Origin of the sequence: Paenibacillus sp. LHD-38 (genome assembly GCF_031157315.1) — a bacterium.
In the GTDB taxonomy this organism is placed as follows: Bacteria; Bacillota; Bacilli; order Paenibacillales; family Paenibacillaceae; genus Pristimantibacillus.
The window spans coordinates 40,004-56,927 of record NZ_JAVIFU010000002.1; the positions used below are offsets into that span (position 1 = coordinate 40,004).

General features: G+C 45.8%; 13 protein-coding genes. All 13 read right to left on the minus strand.

The genetic code is table 11. The features are described from left to right. Window positions 1–76: 76 nt before the first annotated feature. Window positions 77–2,176 carry a polyribonucleotide nucleotidyltransferase gene (pnp, locus tag RCO25_RS02175; RefSeq protein ID WP_308994515.1) on the minus strand — a complete coding sequence of 700 codons (2,100 nt, stop codon included), beginning with the start codon at window positions 2,174–2,176 and terminating at the stop codon, window positions 77–79. 154 nt (window positions 2,177–2,330) lie between these two features. Then, the gene (rpsO, locus tag RCO25_RS02180; RefSeq protein ID WP_053375765.1) at window positions 2,331–2,600 is read right to left on the minus strand and encodes a 30S ribosomal protein S15; all 270 of its coding nucleotides are present in this window, start codon (window positions 2,598–2,600) and stop codon (window positions 2,331–2,333) included. A 182-nt stretch (window positions 2,601–2,782) separates the two neighbouring features. Further along, window positions 2,783–3,730 carry a bifunctional riboflavin kinase/FAD synthetase gene (locus RCO25_RS02185; RefSeq protein WP_308994516.1) on the minus strand — a complete coding sequence of 316 codons (948 nt, stop codon included), beginning with the start codon at window positions 3,728–3,730 and terminating at the stop codon, window positions 2,783–2,785. 44 nt (window positions 3,731–3,774) lie between these two features. Beyond that, a complete protein-coding gene (gene truB / locus RCO25_RS02190; RefSeq protein WP_308994517.1) occupies window positions 3,775–4,689 on the minus strand; it encodes a tRNA pseudouridine(55) synthase TruB in 915 nt (304 codons plus the stop codon). A 3-nt stretch (window positions 4,690–4,692) separates the two neighbouring features. Continuing rightward, a complete protein-coding gene (locus RCO25_RS02195) occupies window positions 4,693–5,682 on the minus strand; it encodes a DHH family phosphoesterase (protein WP_308994518.1) in 990 nt (329 codons plus the stop codon). Further along, window positions 5,679–6,035 (minus strand): 30S ribosome-binding factor RbfA, encoded by a 357-nt coding sequence (gene rbfA / locus RCO25_RS02200; RefSeq protein WP_308994519.1) that lies wholly within the window; start codon window positions 6,033–6,035, stop codon window positions 5,679–5,681. The genes RCO25_RS02195 and rbfA overlap by 4 nt, the downstream gene beginning before the upstream one ends. Before the next feature lie 7 nt (window positions 6,036–6,042). After that, window positions 6,043–8,607: a translation initiation factor IF-2 gene (gene infB, locus RCO25_RS02205; protein WP_374992048.1), complete on the minus strand. Its 2,565-nt coding sequence runs from the start codon at window positions 8,605–8,607 to the stop codon at window positions 6,043–6,045. 61 nt (window positions 8,608–8,668) lie between these two features. Next, on the minus strand, window positions 8,669–9,001 hold the full coding sequence (locus RCO25_RS02210) for a L7Ae/L30e/S12e/Gadd45 family ribosomal protein (RefSeq protein ID WP_308994521.1): 333 nt from the start codon (window positions 8,999–9,001) through the stop codon (window positions 8,669–8,671). Then, a complete protein-coding gene (gene rnpM, locus RCO25_RS02215) occupies window positions 8,988–9,302 on the minus strand; it encodes an RNase P modulator RnpM (RefSeq protein WP_308994522.1) in 315 nt (104 codons plus the stop codon). Before rnpM ends, RCO25_RS02210 begins: the two co-directional genes overlap by 14 nt. A gap of 52 nt (window positions 9,303–9,354) precedes the next feature. Beyond that, a complete protein-coding gene (gene nusA, locus RCO25_RS02220) occupies window positions 9,355–10,452 on the minus strand; it encodes a transcription termination factor NusA (protein WP_308994523.1) in 1,098 nt (365 codons plus the stop codon). 39 nt (window positions 10,453–10,491) lie between these two features. After that, window positions 10,492–10,953 (minus strand): ribosome maturation factor RimP, encoded by a 462-nt coding sequence (gene rimP / locus RCO25_RS02225; RefSeq protein ID WP_308994524.1) that lies wholly within the window; start codon window positions 10,951–10,953, stop codon window positions 10,492–10,494. Between the two features lie 169 nt (window positions 10,954–11,122). Further along, on the minus strand, window positions 11,123–15,430 hold the full coding sequence (locus tag RCO25_RS02230; RefSeq protein ID WP_308994525.1) for a PolC-type DNA polymerase III: 4,308 nt from the start codon (window positions 15,428–15,430) through the stop codon (window positions 11,123–11,125). Window positions 15,431–15,473: 43 nt separating this feature from the next. Next, entirely contained in the window at window positions 15,474–16,922 is a 1,449-nt protein-coding gene (proS, locus tag RCO25_RS02235) for a proline--tRNA ligase (RefSeq protein WP_308994526.1), read from the minus strand. Window positions 16,923–16,924: the final 2 nt, after the last annotated feature.

Sequence of the window (16,924 nt, forward strand, 5' to 3'; positions counted from 1 at the left end):
AAAAGAGCCAGATCAAATCTGTCTCTTTTCTTCTCTTGTAGCTATTACCGTTTATGCTTATCAAGGCTCATCACGTTTATTGTGAGGAAACCTCAGGTGTCATCAATACTTTTGCAGACAAATTAATACGGCCTTGTTGATCAATTTCAGTTACTTTAACCTTAATTTGATCACCGATGTTCACGACATCTTCCGTCTTGGCAACACGTTCAGTCGACAGCTGGGAAATATGGACAAGTCCATCTTTATTCGGCAAAATCTCAACGAAAGCACCGAACTTCTCCACGCGCTTAACCGTACCTACATAAATTTCGCCAACAACAACTTCCTTCACAATGCCTTCGATAATCGATTTAGCCTTCTGGTTCATCTCTTCATTAGAAGAAGCAATGAATACCATTCCGTCTTGCTCAATATCGATTTTAACGCCTGTTTCTTCAATAATTTTATTGATGATTTTTCCGCCGGCGCCAATAACATCACGGATTTTATCCGGGTTAATACGCAGCGTCAAAATCTTAGGCGCATATTTGGATAAGCTTGTTCTAGTAGTGGGAAGGCTCTCAAGCATTTTACCAAGAATGAAAATACGTCCTTGACGGGCTTGTTCTAAAGATTGCTCCAAAATCGCACGGTTAATGCCGGCAATTTTGATATCCATTTGAATAGCCGTTACGCCTTCAGCTGTACCTGCAACCTTGAAGTCCATATCCCCAAGATGGTCTTCCATCCCTTGGATATCCGAAAGAATTGCGAAATGATCGCCGTCTTTGATAAGACCCATTGCGATACCTGCAACAGGGGCTTTAATTGGTACACCTGCATCCATCATCGCCAGCGTGCTTGCGCAAATGCTTGCTTGTGAAGACGAACCGTTCGATTCAAGAACTTCAGATACGAGACGAATTGTATATGGGAACTCGGCTTCAGACGGAATAACTTTCGAAAGCGCACGTTCACCAAGTGCACCGTGACCAATTTCGCGGCGACCCGGCGGACGAAGCGGACGTGCTTCACCAACGCTAAATGGCGGGAAATTATAGTGATGCATAAAACGTTTCGTTTCTTCAGGAGAAATGCCATCTAAGATTTGAACGTCACCCATTGCTCCGAGCGTACAAATGCTAAGCGCTTGCGTTTGTCCGCGAGTGAACAGTCCCGTTCCGTGCGTACGCGGTAAAATCGCAACATCACAGTCAATTGGACGAATCTCATCAAGCGATCGACCATCTGGACGAACCTTGTCATGCGAAATAAGGCGACGAACCTCTTCTTTCACGATGTCATAAAGGACTTCCTTTACATCGGATAGAAGTTTAGGCGTATCGATATATTGCTCTTCAAAATGTGCAACTGCCGCGCTATTAACCGCATCAATCGCATCTTGACGAGCATGCTTCTCTTCGACTTTAATCGCTTCAACTAAACCAGCGGAAGCATAAGCACGAACATCGGCATTGACTTGTTCATTTACGGTATGTAGCTTAACTTCCATTTTCGGCTTGCCAGCTACTGCCTGCAGCTCTTCAATTTTCGCGACGATTTTTTTGATTTCATCATGACCGAACATAATCGCCTCAAGCATTACTGCCTCAGAAACCTCGTTCGCTTCGGCTTCCACCATCATGATTGCATCTTTTGTTCCGGCTACTACGACAAAAATGTCCGTTTCCTGGCTTTGCTCAACTGTCGGATTAATAACGAATTGACCATTCACGCGACCAACGTTAACTCCGCCAATCGGCCCTTCAAACGGGACATCGGAAATGGACAAAGCAGCAGATGTGCCGATCATTGCCGCAATTTCAGGAGAACAATCCTGATCCACGCTCATTACAATGTTCATAACTTGTACATCGTTCCGGAAGCCTTCCGGGAACAACGGACGAATAGGCCTATCCGTAAGTCGGCTGGACAAAATCGCCTTCTCGCTTGGACGGCCTTCACGTTTGATAAATCCGCCAGGAATTTTACCGACAGCATACAAACGCTCTTCATAGTTAACGGTCAGTGGAAAGAAATCCAAATCTTTCGGACCTGCAGATGCTGTAACCGTACACAATACGACAGTATCGCCATATTGCACGGTTACTGCAGCATTCGCTTGCTTAGCAAGACGGCCTGTTTCGATGGATAGCGGTCTTCCGCCAACTTCCATCTCGATTCGTTGTACCATTATATCCCTCCTATAGGTTTTTATATTTTTAGTATATTTCGCTGCAAAAGGCAGTTTTTTCCGAGGGTTTCCCTATTACAAAAAGCAACCCGAATCCGCTCATCCGATATTCCCGGACGGCTGGACAACCAGGTTGCTTTTCATTACGCATGTTTTAGCGGCGTAGGCCGAGTTTTTCGATCAATGCGCTGTAACGTCTAACATCATTGTTTTTAAGGTAAGCAAGCAGCTTACGGCGCTGACCTACCATCTTGAGCAAACCACGACGGGAATGATGATCTTTCTTGTGCTCCCGCAAATGTTGAGTCAAGTTAACGATGTTTTCAGTCAGGATAGCCACTTGAACCTCCGGAGAACCGGTATCAGTTGCATGTGTCTTATGCGTCTCAATCAGTTCGTTTTTACGTACTTGTGTAATTGCCATCCTAATTCACCTCCTTCTTGATAATCGCCATTAGCCACGAAGCCGTCGGTGAGAACGGGCATCCAAGCTAAGGTTAAGTTAATGGATCGATCATGCAAAATGCATGACTACTCACAACGTTGTATAGTATAACACATATGTTGGACAAATGTCGAGAAGCATATCTATTGACATTTGGATCGTTAATTATAACCGAGTATTTCCTTCGCTTGCCTTGAATCAGATCCGATTTGCTCGATTAATTCCGTAATAGAATCGAACTTCTTCTCAGAGCGGATAAACGAAAGAAATTGCAAACGCAATTGCTCGCCGTATATATCGGAATCAAAATCAAACAAATGAGCCTCCATAACCGGAAGCAGTTCATGCTTATTAAAAGTTGGCTTTAAGCCAAAATTCATTACGCCTGGGTATGCTTTATCACCGATCCAAGCCGTTATCGCGTAAACGCCCAATCTTGGTGTTATGTATGGACCGTTTATTTGTAGGTTTGCAGTCGGAAAACCGATAGTCCGTCCTCTTTTGTCTCCGTGAACGACGCTGCCCGTCACTTCATACGGACGTCCTAGCAGTAGTTCAGCCAATTCGATGTCGCCTTGCTCAAGCGCTTCTCGGATATAAGTACTGCTGACCTTAATACCGTTCTCGAACAGAGGCTCTATTACATGTACGGAAATATCGGGATGACCTAGCTGCTTTAATGCTTCCGAGTTGCCTAAGCCTTTATGACCAAAATTAAAGTCAAAGCCGACAACCACATTTTTAGCACGCAGCGTACGCAGCACCTCATCAACAAATCGCTCAGGAGATACTAAAGCAAACTCAGGATCGAATTTCATAATGAAAACAAGATCTACTCCAAGCTCAGCGAATAATGCTGTCTTGATATCCAGAGGCGTAAGACAACGATAGTATTGCTCTCCTTGTCCCAGCACTTCCTTTGGATGCGGATCAAAAGTAAAAACCGCCGATAGCATATCGGAGCCTTTTGCCTCATTAACGGCTTGGCGAATGACGTTTTGGTGACCGCGATGGACACCATCAAAATGACCGATTGCTATGGAAAGCGGTTTGTCCAGCGATAACGTGGACAAACCGTTTAAAGGAAAACTTAATGGGATAATTTCCAACGCTGAAACACCTGCATTTCCTTTTAACTTTCTACATCGATATGCTATGCTGAAAAAACCTTAACCGGCTTGAGTACGGCCGCTCTCAGGTCTATCTGAAAAATACCAAGAAACGAGCTATGATCGTTATAAAGACGAATAAGCTGTTCATCTTGAATAACGGCAGGATCAATGTCCGAGTGAGTGAGACTGACCTTTTGTCCCAATAGAGCTAGTTTACCTATGGATTCAGGCACGACTGTGCGCTCCAAATGGGTTATGGCTTCATCTGCGGCAATTAAATGTCCGCTTAGTTCACCGGATTGCTGCAGCTCCTCGATTTGCTCAAGCGTCAAGCAGCTTTCCTTCGTAATGCCTCCTGACATCGTTCTCGTCAGTTGAGCCATTGCTGCAGGTACTCCCAGGGTTTTGCCGATGTCAACACAAAGTGTTCGGATATATGTACCTTTAGAGCATACGACTGAGAATGTGATGCTAGGCTGATCAAGCTCCAGCTGCGCGTCCAGAAGTTCAATTTGATGAATCGTTACTTTCCGCGATTTTCGCTCGACCGTCTTACCTTCTCTTGCAAGCTCATACAACCGTTTGCCGCCAATTTTGACTGCAGAATACATGGGGGGAACCTGTTCGATCTCACCAGTAAAACGAGCCAAAGCACGGCGAACCTCATCTTCCGATACCGTTATCACTTCCTGGCGCTCAGTCACTGTTCCGGTTAAGTCTTCCGTATCTGTGGCTATACCAAGCTGTAATACCGCTTCATAAGATTTAGGCCTTTCCTGCACATATTCAACAACTCTCGTTGCACGTCCGAGACATAGAGGCAATACACCTGTCACCATAGGATCAAGCGTTCCTGCATGTCCAATCCGCTTCATTTTTAGCAATCGGCGAACCTTAGCGACCACATCGTGAGAAGTCCAGCCCTCAGGCTTCCAAACTGCCAAAATGCCGTCCATCGTTTAAACCAACGCCTTTCTGACTGCATCCACTAAAACAGTTATCGAACCCGTTAATGGACCTTCAAGTCGACAGCCTGCAGCCCGCACATGTCCGCCGCCGCCAAATGCTTGCGCAATAGCAGCAACATTTGCTTTCCCAGCGGAGCGTAAGCTTGCTTTAACTGCACCGTCTTCTGTTTCTTTGAATAAAATACCGACCTCAACCCCATCAACATTAAGGGCATAATTCACGATACCTTCTAGATCTTCAGGCACAGCACCCGTATTGCGTAAATCGTCCTTCCCGATATAAACCCACCCAATCTCCAGGTTATCCGTAAAGGTCAGTCGGTTCAACGCAATTTGGAGAAGCTTTAGCTTTGCCATCGTCATTTTTTCAAGCAGATGATCGGCCAGTTCATTACCTAATACTCCAAGAGCAAGCAGCTGCGATGCAATTTGCATGACACGAGGACTCGTATTGGAATACCGAAAGCCGCCTGTATCGGTTAATAATCCAGTATAAATGGCCGTTGCGCATGCCAAATCGCAAGAAATTCCTGCTCGTTCAATTAAATCAAACAAGATTTCTACGGTAGCTGCAGCTTCTGCCCGAATGATATTCACGGTTCCAAATCCATTGTTCGTTGGATGATGGTCGATATTAAGCAGCTTTGCATCTGGTGCAAAGCTGCTTGATACCTCGCCAATTCGTTTGAAATCCGCACAATCAATCGATATAATTGCATCGAATTTCCGATCTGGAGCTGCTTGCTTATAGCTGATAATCGAATCGAATTGATCTAAAAAATTTAGTCTTGACGGGAGCTCGCTTTCATTGACCAGAACAAAGGATTTACCCAACTTCTGAAGAAGCCAGCCTACGACGACAGTTGAGCTAATTGCATCACCGTCTGGCTGTACATGGGATACGACCAAAAAATCATCATAAGTCCTCATGAATGCTAAAGCATCATCCAGCTGCTTCAAATAGCTGCCTTGTTCCATCATCGAGCTGAGTTCCCGCTATTAATGTTTTCAAGCAAAGCCTCGATACGGCTGCCATACTCAATACTGCTGTCAAACTTGAACAGCAATACTGGAGTGTGGCGTAGGCGCATACGCTTGCCAAGCTCGGTGCGGATGAATCCTGTACCGCTCGCGAGAGCTTTAAGCGTAGCTTCCTTCTGCTCTTCGCTGCCTAGCACGCTTAGAAATACTTTAGCTTGCGAAAGATCGCTTGATGTTTCAACACCAGTAACGGTGATAAAACCGATTCTCGGATCTTTAAGCTCTGTCTGTATAATTTGGCTCAGCTCTTTCTTAATTTGCTCGCCGACCCGTCCTACCCGGATTTTCGCCATACTATACTCACCTCTCTACTGTTTCCATGACAAACGCTTCAATCGTATCGCCTTCACGAACATCGTTATAACGATCAAGCGTTATGCCGCACTCGTAGCCTTGTGCAACCTCTTTGGCATCATCTTTGAAACGCTTAAGGGAATCAATCTTACCCGTGAATACAACAATGCCGCCGCGAATCAGACGCGCTTCTGCTGAACGAGTGATTTTACCGGATGTAATCATACAACCTGCAATTGCGCCAACCTTTGTAACTTTAAATACGTTACGAACTTCTGCGTGACCAATAACAACCTCTTTGTAGATCGGATCAAGCATGCCTTTCATGGCTTGCTCAATTTCATCGATTACATTGTAAATGACGCGGTGCATACGCACATCGACTTTTTCTTGTGCAATCGTTGCTTCCGCTTGTGGATCAGGTCTAACGTTAAACCCGATTACGATCGCATTGGAAGCTGAAGCTAGGATGATATCTGATTCCGTGATCGCGCCAACACCGCTGTGGATGATTTTTACGCGTACGCCTTCGATATCAATTTTAGCAAGCGAGCCTTTTAGTGCTTCTGAAGAACCTTGAACGTCTGATTTAATAATTACGTTCAGGTCTTTAATTTCACCATCTTTGATATGGTTATACAGATCATCAAGCGTTACGCGTGTATTGGCACCCATATCCGATTGACGCTGTTTAATGGAACGGCGGTCAGCAATATCACGGGCTTTACGCTCATCTTCAAACACCATGAACGGATCTCCGGCTTGCGGAACTTCAGTTAAACCAGTAATTTCTACAGGAGTCGAAGGACCGACTTCTTTTAAACGACGGCCTTTATCATTGACCATAGCTCTGATACGTCCGAAACAGTTACCAGCAACGAAAGCATCACCGATTTTCAAAGTACCGTGTTGAACGAGAATACGGGCAACCGGACCTTTACCTTTATCTAGCTCAGCTTCAATTACTGTTGCGCGAGCACGCTTGTTCGGATTGGCTTTGTAATCATTTACTTCTGCCACAAGCAAGATCATTTCAAGAAGGCCTTCAAGACCAATTCTTTGTTTAGCGGAAACCTCGACGAAAATCGTATCGCCGCCCCACTCTTCCGGAACGAGCTCATATTCAGTCATTTCTTGTTTGATTTTCTCAGTGTTTGCTTCCGGCTTGTCAATTTTGTTAACAGCAACAATAATTGGGACACCTGCAGCTTTAGCATGGTTAATCGCTTCGACAGTTTGTGGCATGATGCCGTCATCAGCTGCTACCACTATAATCGTAATATCCGTAACCTGTGCACCACGAGCACGCATAAGCGTAAACGCTTCGTGACCCGGTGTATCGAGGAAAGTGATTTTTTTATGGTTAATTTCAACTTGGTAAGCACCGATATGCTGCGTGATTCCGCCAGCTTCTCCGCCTGTTACGTTTGTTTTACGAATCGCATCAAGCAAAGTTGTTTTACCATGGTCAACGTGACCCATAATCGTAACAACTGGAGGACGTGATACCAGATCCTCATCTTCGTCTGTTTCTTCAACCGTCTCGAAGGAATCTTCCTCTACAGGAATTTTCACTTCAACCTCAACGCCGTAATCGGTAGCGATTAGATGAATCGCATCCATGTCGATTTCTTGGTTAATTGTTGCCATCACGCCTAGGAAAATCAGTTTTTTGATAACTTCTGATGCATCCTTATGCAGCAATTTTGCCAACTCGCCAACGGTCATTGTTCCGCGAACGATAATTTTCTTAGGTGTATTGTCAATTTTCTCGCGTGGCGGTTGCTGTTGGAACTTGCCGCCGCGACCCTTTTGGCCTCCACGGTTATTGTTCCCTCTAAAACCACCTGGTTTGCCATCTTCAAATCTTTTTTGACCAGGTCTTGCATTTCTATTGTCATTGCCGCGTGCTTGACCTTGTGCCGGTTTGGAGTCAAAACGGCTTTGGCCGGATGAAGCTGGACGGCTAGTTGCATCTTGACGCGGAGCGCTTGGACGGCTTGCTGTATTCCCTTGGCCGCCTTGCGCCGGACGGTTTTGCCCAGATGATGCTGGACGATTCCCTTGACCGCCTTGACCTTGGCTTGGGCGGCTTGAACCTGCACCGGATTGCGCCGGGCGGCTTCCTTGTCCGCCTTGGCCTTGGCTTGGACGGCTGGAATTGCTGTTTCCTTGTGATGGACGGTTGTTGCTGGATGATTGCGCTGGACGACTGGTTTGCTGTCCTGCTGGTCTTTGTTCGGACTGCTGTTGGTTGGTTTGTGGTTTCGTATTAATAGAATTCATAGGCCCCTGTCTGTCTTGATTAGAATTTTTTACTTCTTGTACTACTGGCTGCGGCTTGCGTTCCTGCTGCTGCGGCTGCTGCGATTGCGGCTTGTTTACAGCAGGCTGTGCGGAGGAAACAGACACATTTGTTGTTTCCTGTGCCCGTTTAACGGCAGCATTTTGTTTAATGTTGCGAAAAAAACCTTCGACTTTATTCACCATTTCATTTTCCATAACACTCATATGGTTATTAACCGGCAGATCAAGTCGTTTTAGTATCGTTATAATTTCTTTGCTGCTCATATTAAGTGACTTGGCATACTCGTAAACACGCAGCTTATCTTTATTATCCTTGCTGTCTTGTTTATTGTCCAATATGATCCACCTCCGTATTATGGCTCAGATGACTCGCAATCATTTTTCCGAACTTCATATCGGTTACCGCAAGCACAACCCGTTCTGGCTTACCTATCGCCTTTCCTAGTTGCTCACGGTCGAATGCTTCGGCGAGTTGTATTCCGTAGGTGTTGCATTTGTCACGAAACTTTTTCTTCGTATTTTCTGAAGCATCTCCTGCAATTATAACGAGATGCACCTGTTTATTTCTTACAGCTTTGAGTACGATTTCGTCGCCTGTAATCAGCTTTCCCGCACGCATAGCCATGCCAAGCTGTGATAAGCTCTTATTCTGCTTCATCGCTTATCAGCTCCTTATTCGCGATAAACTGCTCCTCTACCGCTACAAAATCCTGTGCAAGCTGATCGTAAATATGCTCGCCAACATGCTGCTTCAGCGCTCGATCAAGCGCTTTGGATTTTTTCGCTAGTTTAAAGCAGCTCACTTTTCCGCATAAATACGCACCGCGGCCTGCCTTTTTGCCTGTCAAGTCTATCTGCACCTCTTCGGCCGGTGTCCGCACAATCCGAATGAGTTCCTTCTTCGGCTTCATGTCCTGACAAGCGACGCATTTGCGAAGCGGTACTTTTCTCGGTCTCATTGTACACCCCTCCTCTGCCAGCTGAATTGACGCTTATAACTATTGAGACAGCTTAATCGATGGAAACCGAATCCTGATGCATAATCGTAGTCAAGGATTTCGGACGGCCATACTCCTGCTCTGCTTGCGTCTCACTCTTAATATCAATTTTCCAGCCAGTAAGCTTGGCAGCTAGCCTCGCATTCTGTCCTTTAATACCGATAGCAAGAGATAACTGATAGTCAGGCACAATAACACGAGCCATCTTCTCCTGTTCGAACACAATAACCTCAAGCACCTTTGACGGGCTGAGTGCATTCGCAACATATTCGTCCACGCTTTCAGACCAACGAACGATATCGATTTTCTCACCTTTAAGCTCGTTTACGATCGTCTGAACGCGCAGTCCTTTTTGACCAACGCAAGAACCCACTGGATCTACCTCAGTATTACGGGAATGGACCGCAATCTTGGAGCGGAAGCCTGCTTCGCGGGCAACCGACCGAATTTCAACAACGCCGTCATAGATTTCAGGCACTTCAAGCTCGAATAGACGCTTAAGCAATCCTGGGTGCGTACGGGATAAAATAATTTGAGGACCTTTAGTCGTATTTTCCACTTTTGTGATATATGACTTCACACGATCGCCGTGCTTGAACTTATCTGTTGGCATAAGTTCTGTCAATGGCAATACAGCCTCGACCTTACCAAGATCCACAAATAGATTGCGGACGTCTTGACGCTGTACGATACCGTTTACGATGTCTTCCTCTTTATCGATAAAAGCGTTATAGATCAGTCCGCGCTCCGCTTCACGAATGCGCTGCGTAACCACTTGCTTCGCTGTTTGAGCGGCAATGCGTCCAAAGTCACGAGGCGTAACTTCAATATCAGCGATATCATCGATTTGATAGTGGGGATTGATTTCACGAGATGCCTCAACCGTAATCTCAAGACGCGGATCAAGAACCTCGTCAACGACCGTTTTACGGGCATATACTTTTATGACGCCAGTATGACGGTTGATATCAACTCGCACGTTTTGTGCCGTATTAAAATTTCTTTTGTAGCTAGAGATCAGCGCCGCCTCAATGGCTTCCAGGAGTACGTCCTTCGTAATCCCTTTGTCTCTTTCTATTTCCTGTAATGCTTCTATAAAATCCATGCTCATTGGACTGGATTTCCCCCTTTCAATATAAAAAGCGAATATTTAGAATACGATAGCCAGTCTTGCTCCGGCCACCTTATCATAAGGAATCGTATACTCTTTCTTGCCCGTACGCACAACGGCATTTTCTCCATCAAATGAAAGCAGCAGCCCCTCAAATTCTTTAGCGCCGCTGATCGGTTCATATGTCGTTATGTAAACGTGTTTACCGATAGCTTTACGTACGTCTTCTTCCTTCCTAAGCGGTCTTTCAGCTCCAGGAGAAGAAACTTCAAGAAAGTAAGCGTCTGTAACTGGATCGTTTTTATCCAATTGCTCGCTCATAAATTCGCTGATGCGGCCGCAATCATCAATATCGATGCCGCCCTCTTTATCCACGAATATGCGAAGAAAATAATTGCTTCCTTCTTTGACATACTCAATATCAACCAGTTCAAATCCATTGCTGCTGAGGTATGGCAGGACCATTTCCTGGACAGCGGCTTTGATTTTGGATGTACTCAAATTCAGTTGACCTCCTGTTTATACGCACTATGCCATTTTGCCGATTACAAAACGTAAAGAGTGGGTTTCCCCACTCTTCTGCATCAAAGTCTTTATCATCATCATTGCCAGAAAAATTATAACATAACCGCACTATAGTGACAAGAAATCTTTTCTACATCAACCATATCTAGAACAGGGAAAGCTGGTTAGATTCCGGCAATCCACGGAAGCAGCCCATGTTTCCGAGCACCTCGATTATGGTCTTTGTCGCCTTGGATTTCATCTGGAAATCTTCGATGGAAAGATACTCGCCATCATTTCTGGATGCCGCGATGTTGCGCGCCGCATTATCCCCAATGCCGGCAATTGCAGCGAAAGGCGGAATAAGAGATTCGCCGTCCACAAGGAACTTCGTTGCATCGGAACGATAAAGGTCAATTGGCTTGAAAGAGAATCCGCGAGCTGTCATTTCAAGAGACATTTCCAGCTGTGATACCATGTTTTTCTCTTTCGGAAGCGCATTAAACCCTTTCGCTTCGATTTCGATCAACTTTCTCAAAATCGCGTCATACCCTTGGCAAAGCAGCTCTAAATCAAAATCATCTGCTCTTACTGTGAAGTAAGTAGCATAATACTCAATTGGATAATAGAGCTTGAAGTACGCTGTCCGTACCGCTGATATGACATATGCGGCAGCATGTGCTTTCGGGAACATATATTCAATACGAAGGCAAGAATCGATATACCACTGCGGTACTTTGCACCGCTTCATTTCATCGATCCATTCCGGTGTTAGCCCTTTCCCTTTACGCACGCTTTCCGTAATTTTAAAGGCAAGACCGGCATCCATCCCTGCTTTGTAGATGAGGAAAAGCATAATGTCATCCCGGCAGCCGATTACGGTTTTAATGTTGCATGTCCCGTTTTTGATGAGCTCCTGGGCATTTCCCAGCCATACGCCCGTACCATGCGACAATCCGGAAATTTGAAGCAAATCCGCGAATGACGAAGGCTGCGTCTCTTGAAGCATTTGACGAACAAACTTCGTGCCCATCTCAGGAACACCGTAGGTTGCAACGGACGACCGGATCTTCTCACCCGGAATATTGAGTGCGTTCGTTGAGTTGAACATGCTCATGACTTTAGGATCATTCATCGGAATCGCTGTTGGATCGACGCCTGTTAAATCCTGTAGCATCCGCATCATGGTCGGATCATCGTGTCCGAGTATATCGAGCTTAAGCAAGTTCTCATCAAACGCATGGTAATCGAAATGCGTCGTTTTCCATTCGGCATTCACATCATCAGCCGGGAATTGTACCGGCGTAATGTCTTCAACCTCGATGTAATCAGGAACGACGACGATACCGCCTGGATGCTGGCCCGTACTTCGTTTTACGCCCGTACAGCCGCTTGCAAGTCTGGCAAGTTCTGCGCCGCGCCATTTCTTGCTGTGCTCCTCTTCGTACTTCTTCGCGAAGCCATATGCGGTTTTCTCAGCAACCGTACCGATAGTTCCTGCCCGGAAAACCGCTTTTTCCCCAAACAGTACTTTCGTGTAGTTATGGGCAACCGGCTGGTAATCTCCGGAAAAGTTAAGATCGATATCGGGAACCTTATCGCCTTTAAAGCCTAGAAAAGTTTCGAACGGTATGTCTTGGCCTTCGCCCTTCATCGGCTTCTCGCATTTCGGACATAATTTATCCGGAAGGTCAAAGCCGCTTGGTATGCTGCCGTCCAGAAACCATTCGCTGTGCCTACAATCCGAGTTTTTGCACAAGTAATGTGCAGGAAGCGGATTAACTTCGGATATCCCGAGGAACGTAGCTACGACCGATGAGCCGACGGATCCCCTCGAGCCAACCAAATAGCCGTCTGCATTCGACTTCTTCACGAGCTTCTCAGAAATCAAATAGTTCGCGGAAAATTTAAACTTAATGATCGGAATAAGTTCTTTCTCCAGCCTATCGATGACGACCTGCGGCAAATCCTCACCGTACATTGATTTCGCTGTGTCATAGCAGGTGTTGCGGATTTCCTCGTCGGCGCCTTCGATATCAGGAGCGAACAGCCCTGTAGGAAACATATCGTACGGCTCGAATCGGTCAGCAAGCTCTACGGTATTCGTAATGACAACCTCGCGAGCCCTCGCTTCCCCTAGAAAAGCAAATTCCTCTAACATCTCCTCCGTTGTTCGGAAATGTGCATCGGGCTTTCTTATGCTTTTCAGCGGGCTAAACCCCGTAATACCATGAATCGTAATATCACGATACATTTTATCGCGTGGATTCAGATAATGAACGTTGCCAGTCGCAATGACCGGTTTCCCCAGTTCGTCTCCGATTTGGCATATCCGACGGTGGGCCTGCTCAATCTCTGCCCGACTGCCGACAAGCCCCTTCTCAACTAGATGCATGTAAAAATCTATTGGTTGAATTTCGAGAACATCGTAAAAACGAGCTACCTCAAGTGCTTCTTCATACGATTTGTTCAATACCGTTTCAAAAAACTCGCCCTTCTCGCAGCCCGAAATGACGAGTAAACCTTCGCGGTGCGCCATAAGCTTCGTTTTCGGCATTGTCGCGACGCGTTTGAAATGTTCTGTGTGCGAAAGAGAAATGAGCTTGAATAAGTTTTTCTTGCCCACTGCATTTAAAGCATAAATATTGCTATGGAAAGGACGTGAATTTGATAAGTCAATGCCAACGTAATCATTAAGCTGATGAAGATTCGTTATATTGCGTTCAGCTGCATCCGCTATCAAGCCGTAGAGCACGCCGCCTAGGGCGAGTGAGTCATCTACCGCGCGGTGATGATTTTCAAGACTGATTTTGTATTTATCAGATAACGTGTTTAACCGATGATTTTTGAGGGTCGGGAAAATAAATCTAGCCAGCTCAAGTGTATCAAGCACAGGATTTTTGACCTCAGGTATGCCAAATGCTTTGCAATTCGCTTGAATAAATCCAATATCGAATCTCGCATTATGCGCTACGAGTACGTCATCCCCGATGAATTCGATGAACTCGCGCAGCTTCGGCTCAATCTCAGGTTGTCCCTTTACCATATCATCATTAATATTAGTCAACTGCTGAATATGGTATGGAATTTTTTCATGCGGATCGATCAGCGTCGAGAACCGATCGATTTCCTTGCCATCACGCATTTTAACGCCGGCAAGCTCAATGATTTTATTATTAATAACAGACAAACCGGTCGTCTCTATATCGAACACGATATAGGTTGCTGTTGCAAGAGGCTCCGGCCTGGATTCGAGTACCATTGGAACTGCGTCGTTAACTACATTTGCCTCAACGCCGAACAGCACTTTGATGCCATGCTTTTTGGCTGACTTATTCGCATCCGGATAACATTGCACATTGCTGTGATCCGTTACGGCAATCGCCTTATGCCCCCATTTAGCTGCAGTCTTGATATAAACGTCAACAGGCGTAACCGCGTCCATCGCACTCATTGTCGTATGAAGATGAAATTCGACGCGCTTTTCTTCCGCTTTATCCATGCGGTCAGGAGGTGATTTGACCTCGTGCAAATCATTTGGCATCATCACGAGCTCCGGCTCCTGCATAAAGCGGTCATATTCGATTCTTCCGCGTGCTTTGATCCATTTTCCATTCGATAGCTGACTTAATATCTTCACATCATCTTTCGTTTTAGCAAACATCTTCATTGCGATAGAATCGGAGAAGTCAGTCACATTGAACGTAAACAACGTACTGCCGTTACGGAGCTCTTTTACATCTAAGCCAAATACAGCGCCCTGTACGGTAATTTTCTTTTCTTCTTCAATAATGTTCATCAAAGGAACAGGCTCTTCCCGAATATCGTAACCAACCGCAAGCTTAATCTCTGCGTCATCTACAAGGTCAGACTCTGATTGGGAACTCGCCATGAGCTCTTGAACATACTCACGTTCTTCCTGCACAATTTTAAGCGCGTACTCATCCAAAATTTCTTGCCTGGACTCGCTGACAATCATTTTAACTTTGCAAGCGCGCTGAAAATAGTCATTATAAAATCGGATAATTTCATCATCAAGACGTTTTTTCCGTGCAAGCTCCAAACCCGTATTATCGAGTAAGGACAAAGTTAATGTTTCGCCTTCTACCGCTATCGTTGCTTTCTGCAGCCATCCATTAACCGAAGCGATCTCGCGCTGAGCCCACTCCATAAACAAGCCCCAATATTGCAACACGATAGACTCTGTCTCAACGACAGAATCATATATAAATAGAAACTTGACAGCGGCAATATGCTCAAACTTTACTCGGGTTGCTTGACAAAGCCCGTTATAGGCCTGTAAAGGCACCATGGACGTTTTGCGGATGCAAAACGTCCATTCACGGTTACTGTTGCTTACTATAACTTGCTCAATATATCCATCTTGGAAATAAGATTGTATAAGTTCTTGCGGCAGCCCCGACTGCTGTAAAAGCATCTCGAAGCGCTGCCGATTATCCGCGGTTTGGCCCAAAAAAATCAACCCCTTAAGATCCGAACCGAACTAGCTTCAGTCCTTAATAAGCTCTTGCAAATACGACGGTATGCTTAGCTGAATCTCCGCATACGAGACATGTTCCTTTTTGAACAGTCGGTTCAAACGGAATGTTGCGACTTGTTGCTCCTGTTTCTTCCTTTACCTGCTTCTCGCATGCGGCAGATCCGCACCAGCCTGCTTCTACGAAGCCGCGTTGCTCTTCCAAGAAGCTCTTCATTTCATCAAGCGTATCCACCGAACGTGAATTATCGATACGGAACTGCTTCGCTCGGTTAAACATTTCATGATGCGTTTCTTCCAGCATCGTTTCTACCTCAGCAATAAGGTTCGCTTGCTGCACAACGCGTTTTTCACCCGTAATACGGGAAACGAGTACAACTTGTCCGTTTTCCATATCACGTGGTCCAAGCTCTAAACGAAGCGGAACGCCCCGCATTTCGTATTCATTGAATTTCCAACCCGGGCTTACATCTGCACGGTCGTCTACGCGTACACGTACGCCGGCTTTTTTGAGCTCAGCATAAAGTTCATCCACGCGACCTACAACCTGTTCGCGCATTTTAGCTGGACCGATCGGAATCATAATCACCTGAGTCGGAGCTACCTTTGGAGGCAGCGCAAGACCGCGGTCATCACCGTGAACCATGATCAGAGCTCCGATTAATCTCGTGCTAACGCCCCAAGAAGTGGTGTGTGCAAACTGCAAAGTATTTTCGCGATCAAGAAATTTAATATCGAAAGCGACTGCGAATTTAGTACCCAGGTAATGGGATGTTCCAGCTTGTACAGCCTTCCCGTCTTTCATCATCGCTTCGATCGAATACGTATCTACAGCGCCAGCGAAACGCTCGGAAGGTGTTTTCTCACCTTTGATCACGGGAATCGCTAGAAACTCCTCAACAAACTGTGTATAGACATCAAGCATCTGCATCGTTTCTTGACGTGCTTCTTCTTCATTTTCATGAGCCGTGTGGCCTTCCTGCCACAAAAACTCACTCGTACGAAGGAATGGCATCGTGCGCTTTTCCCAGCGGACAACGTTTGCCCATTGGTTAATTAGCAGCGGAAGATCACGATAGGATTGAATCCATTTCGAATACATATGGCCAAACATCGTTTCCGATGTCGGCCGTATCGCAAGACGCTCTTCAAGCTTCTCGCCTGCTGCTTCAGTTACCCACGGCAGCTCAGGGTTAAAGCCTTCGACATGCTCTTTTTCCTTTTGAAAAAAGCTTTCTGGAATAAACAACGGGAAATAAGCGTTGCGATGACCCGTTTCTTTGAAGCGGCGGTCAAGATCCCGTTGAATATTTTCCCAAAGCTCATAGCCCTCTGGGCGGAAAATGATACAGCCTCTAACAGGCGAGTAATCCATAAGCTCAGCTTTTTTTATTACATCAAGATACCATCTAGAGAAATCTTCGCTTTGTGGCGTGATTTCGGTTACGAACTGTTTATCCTTCGACATGA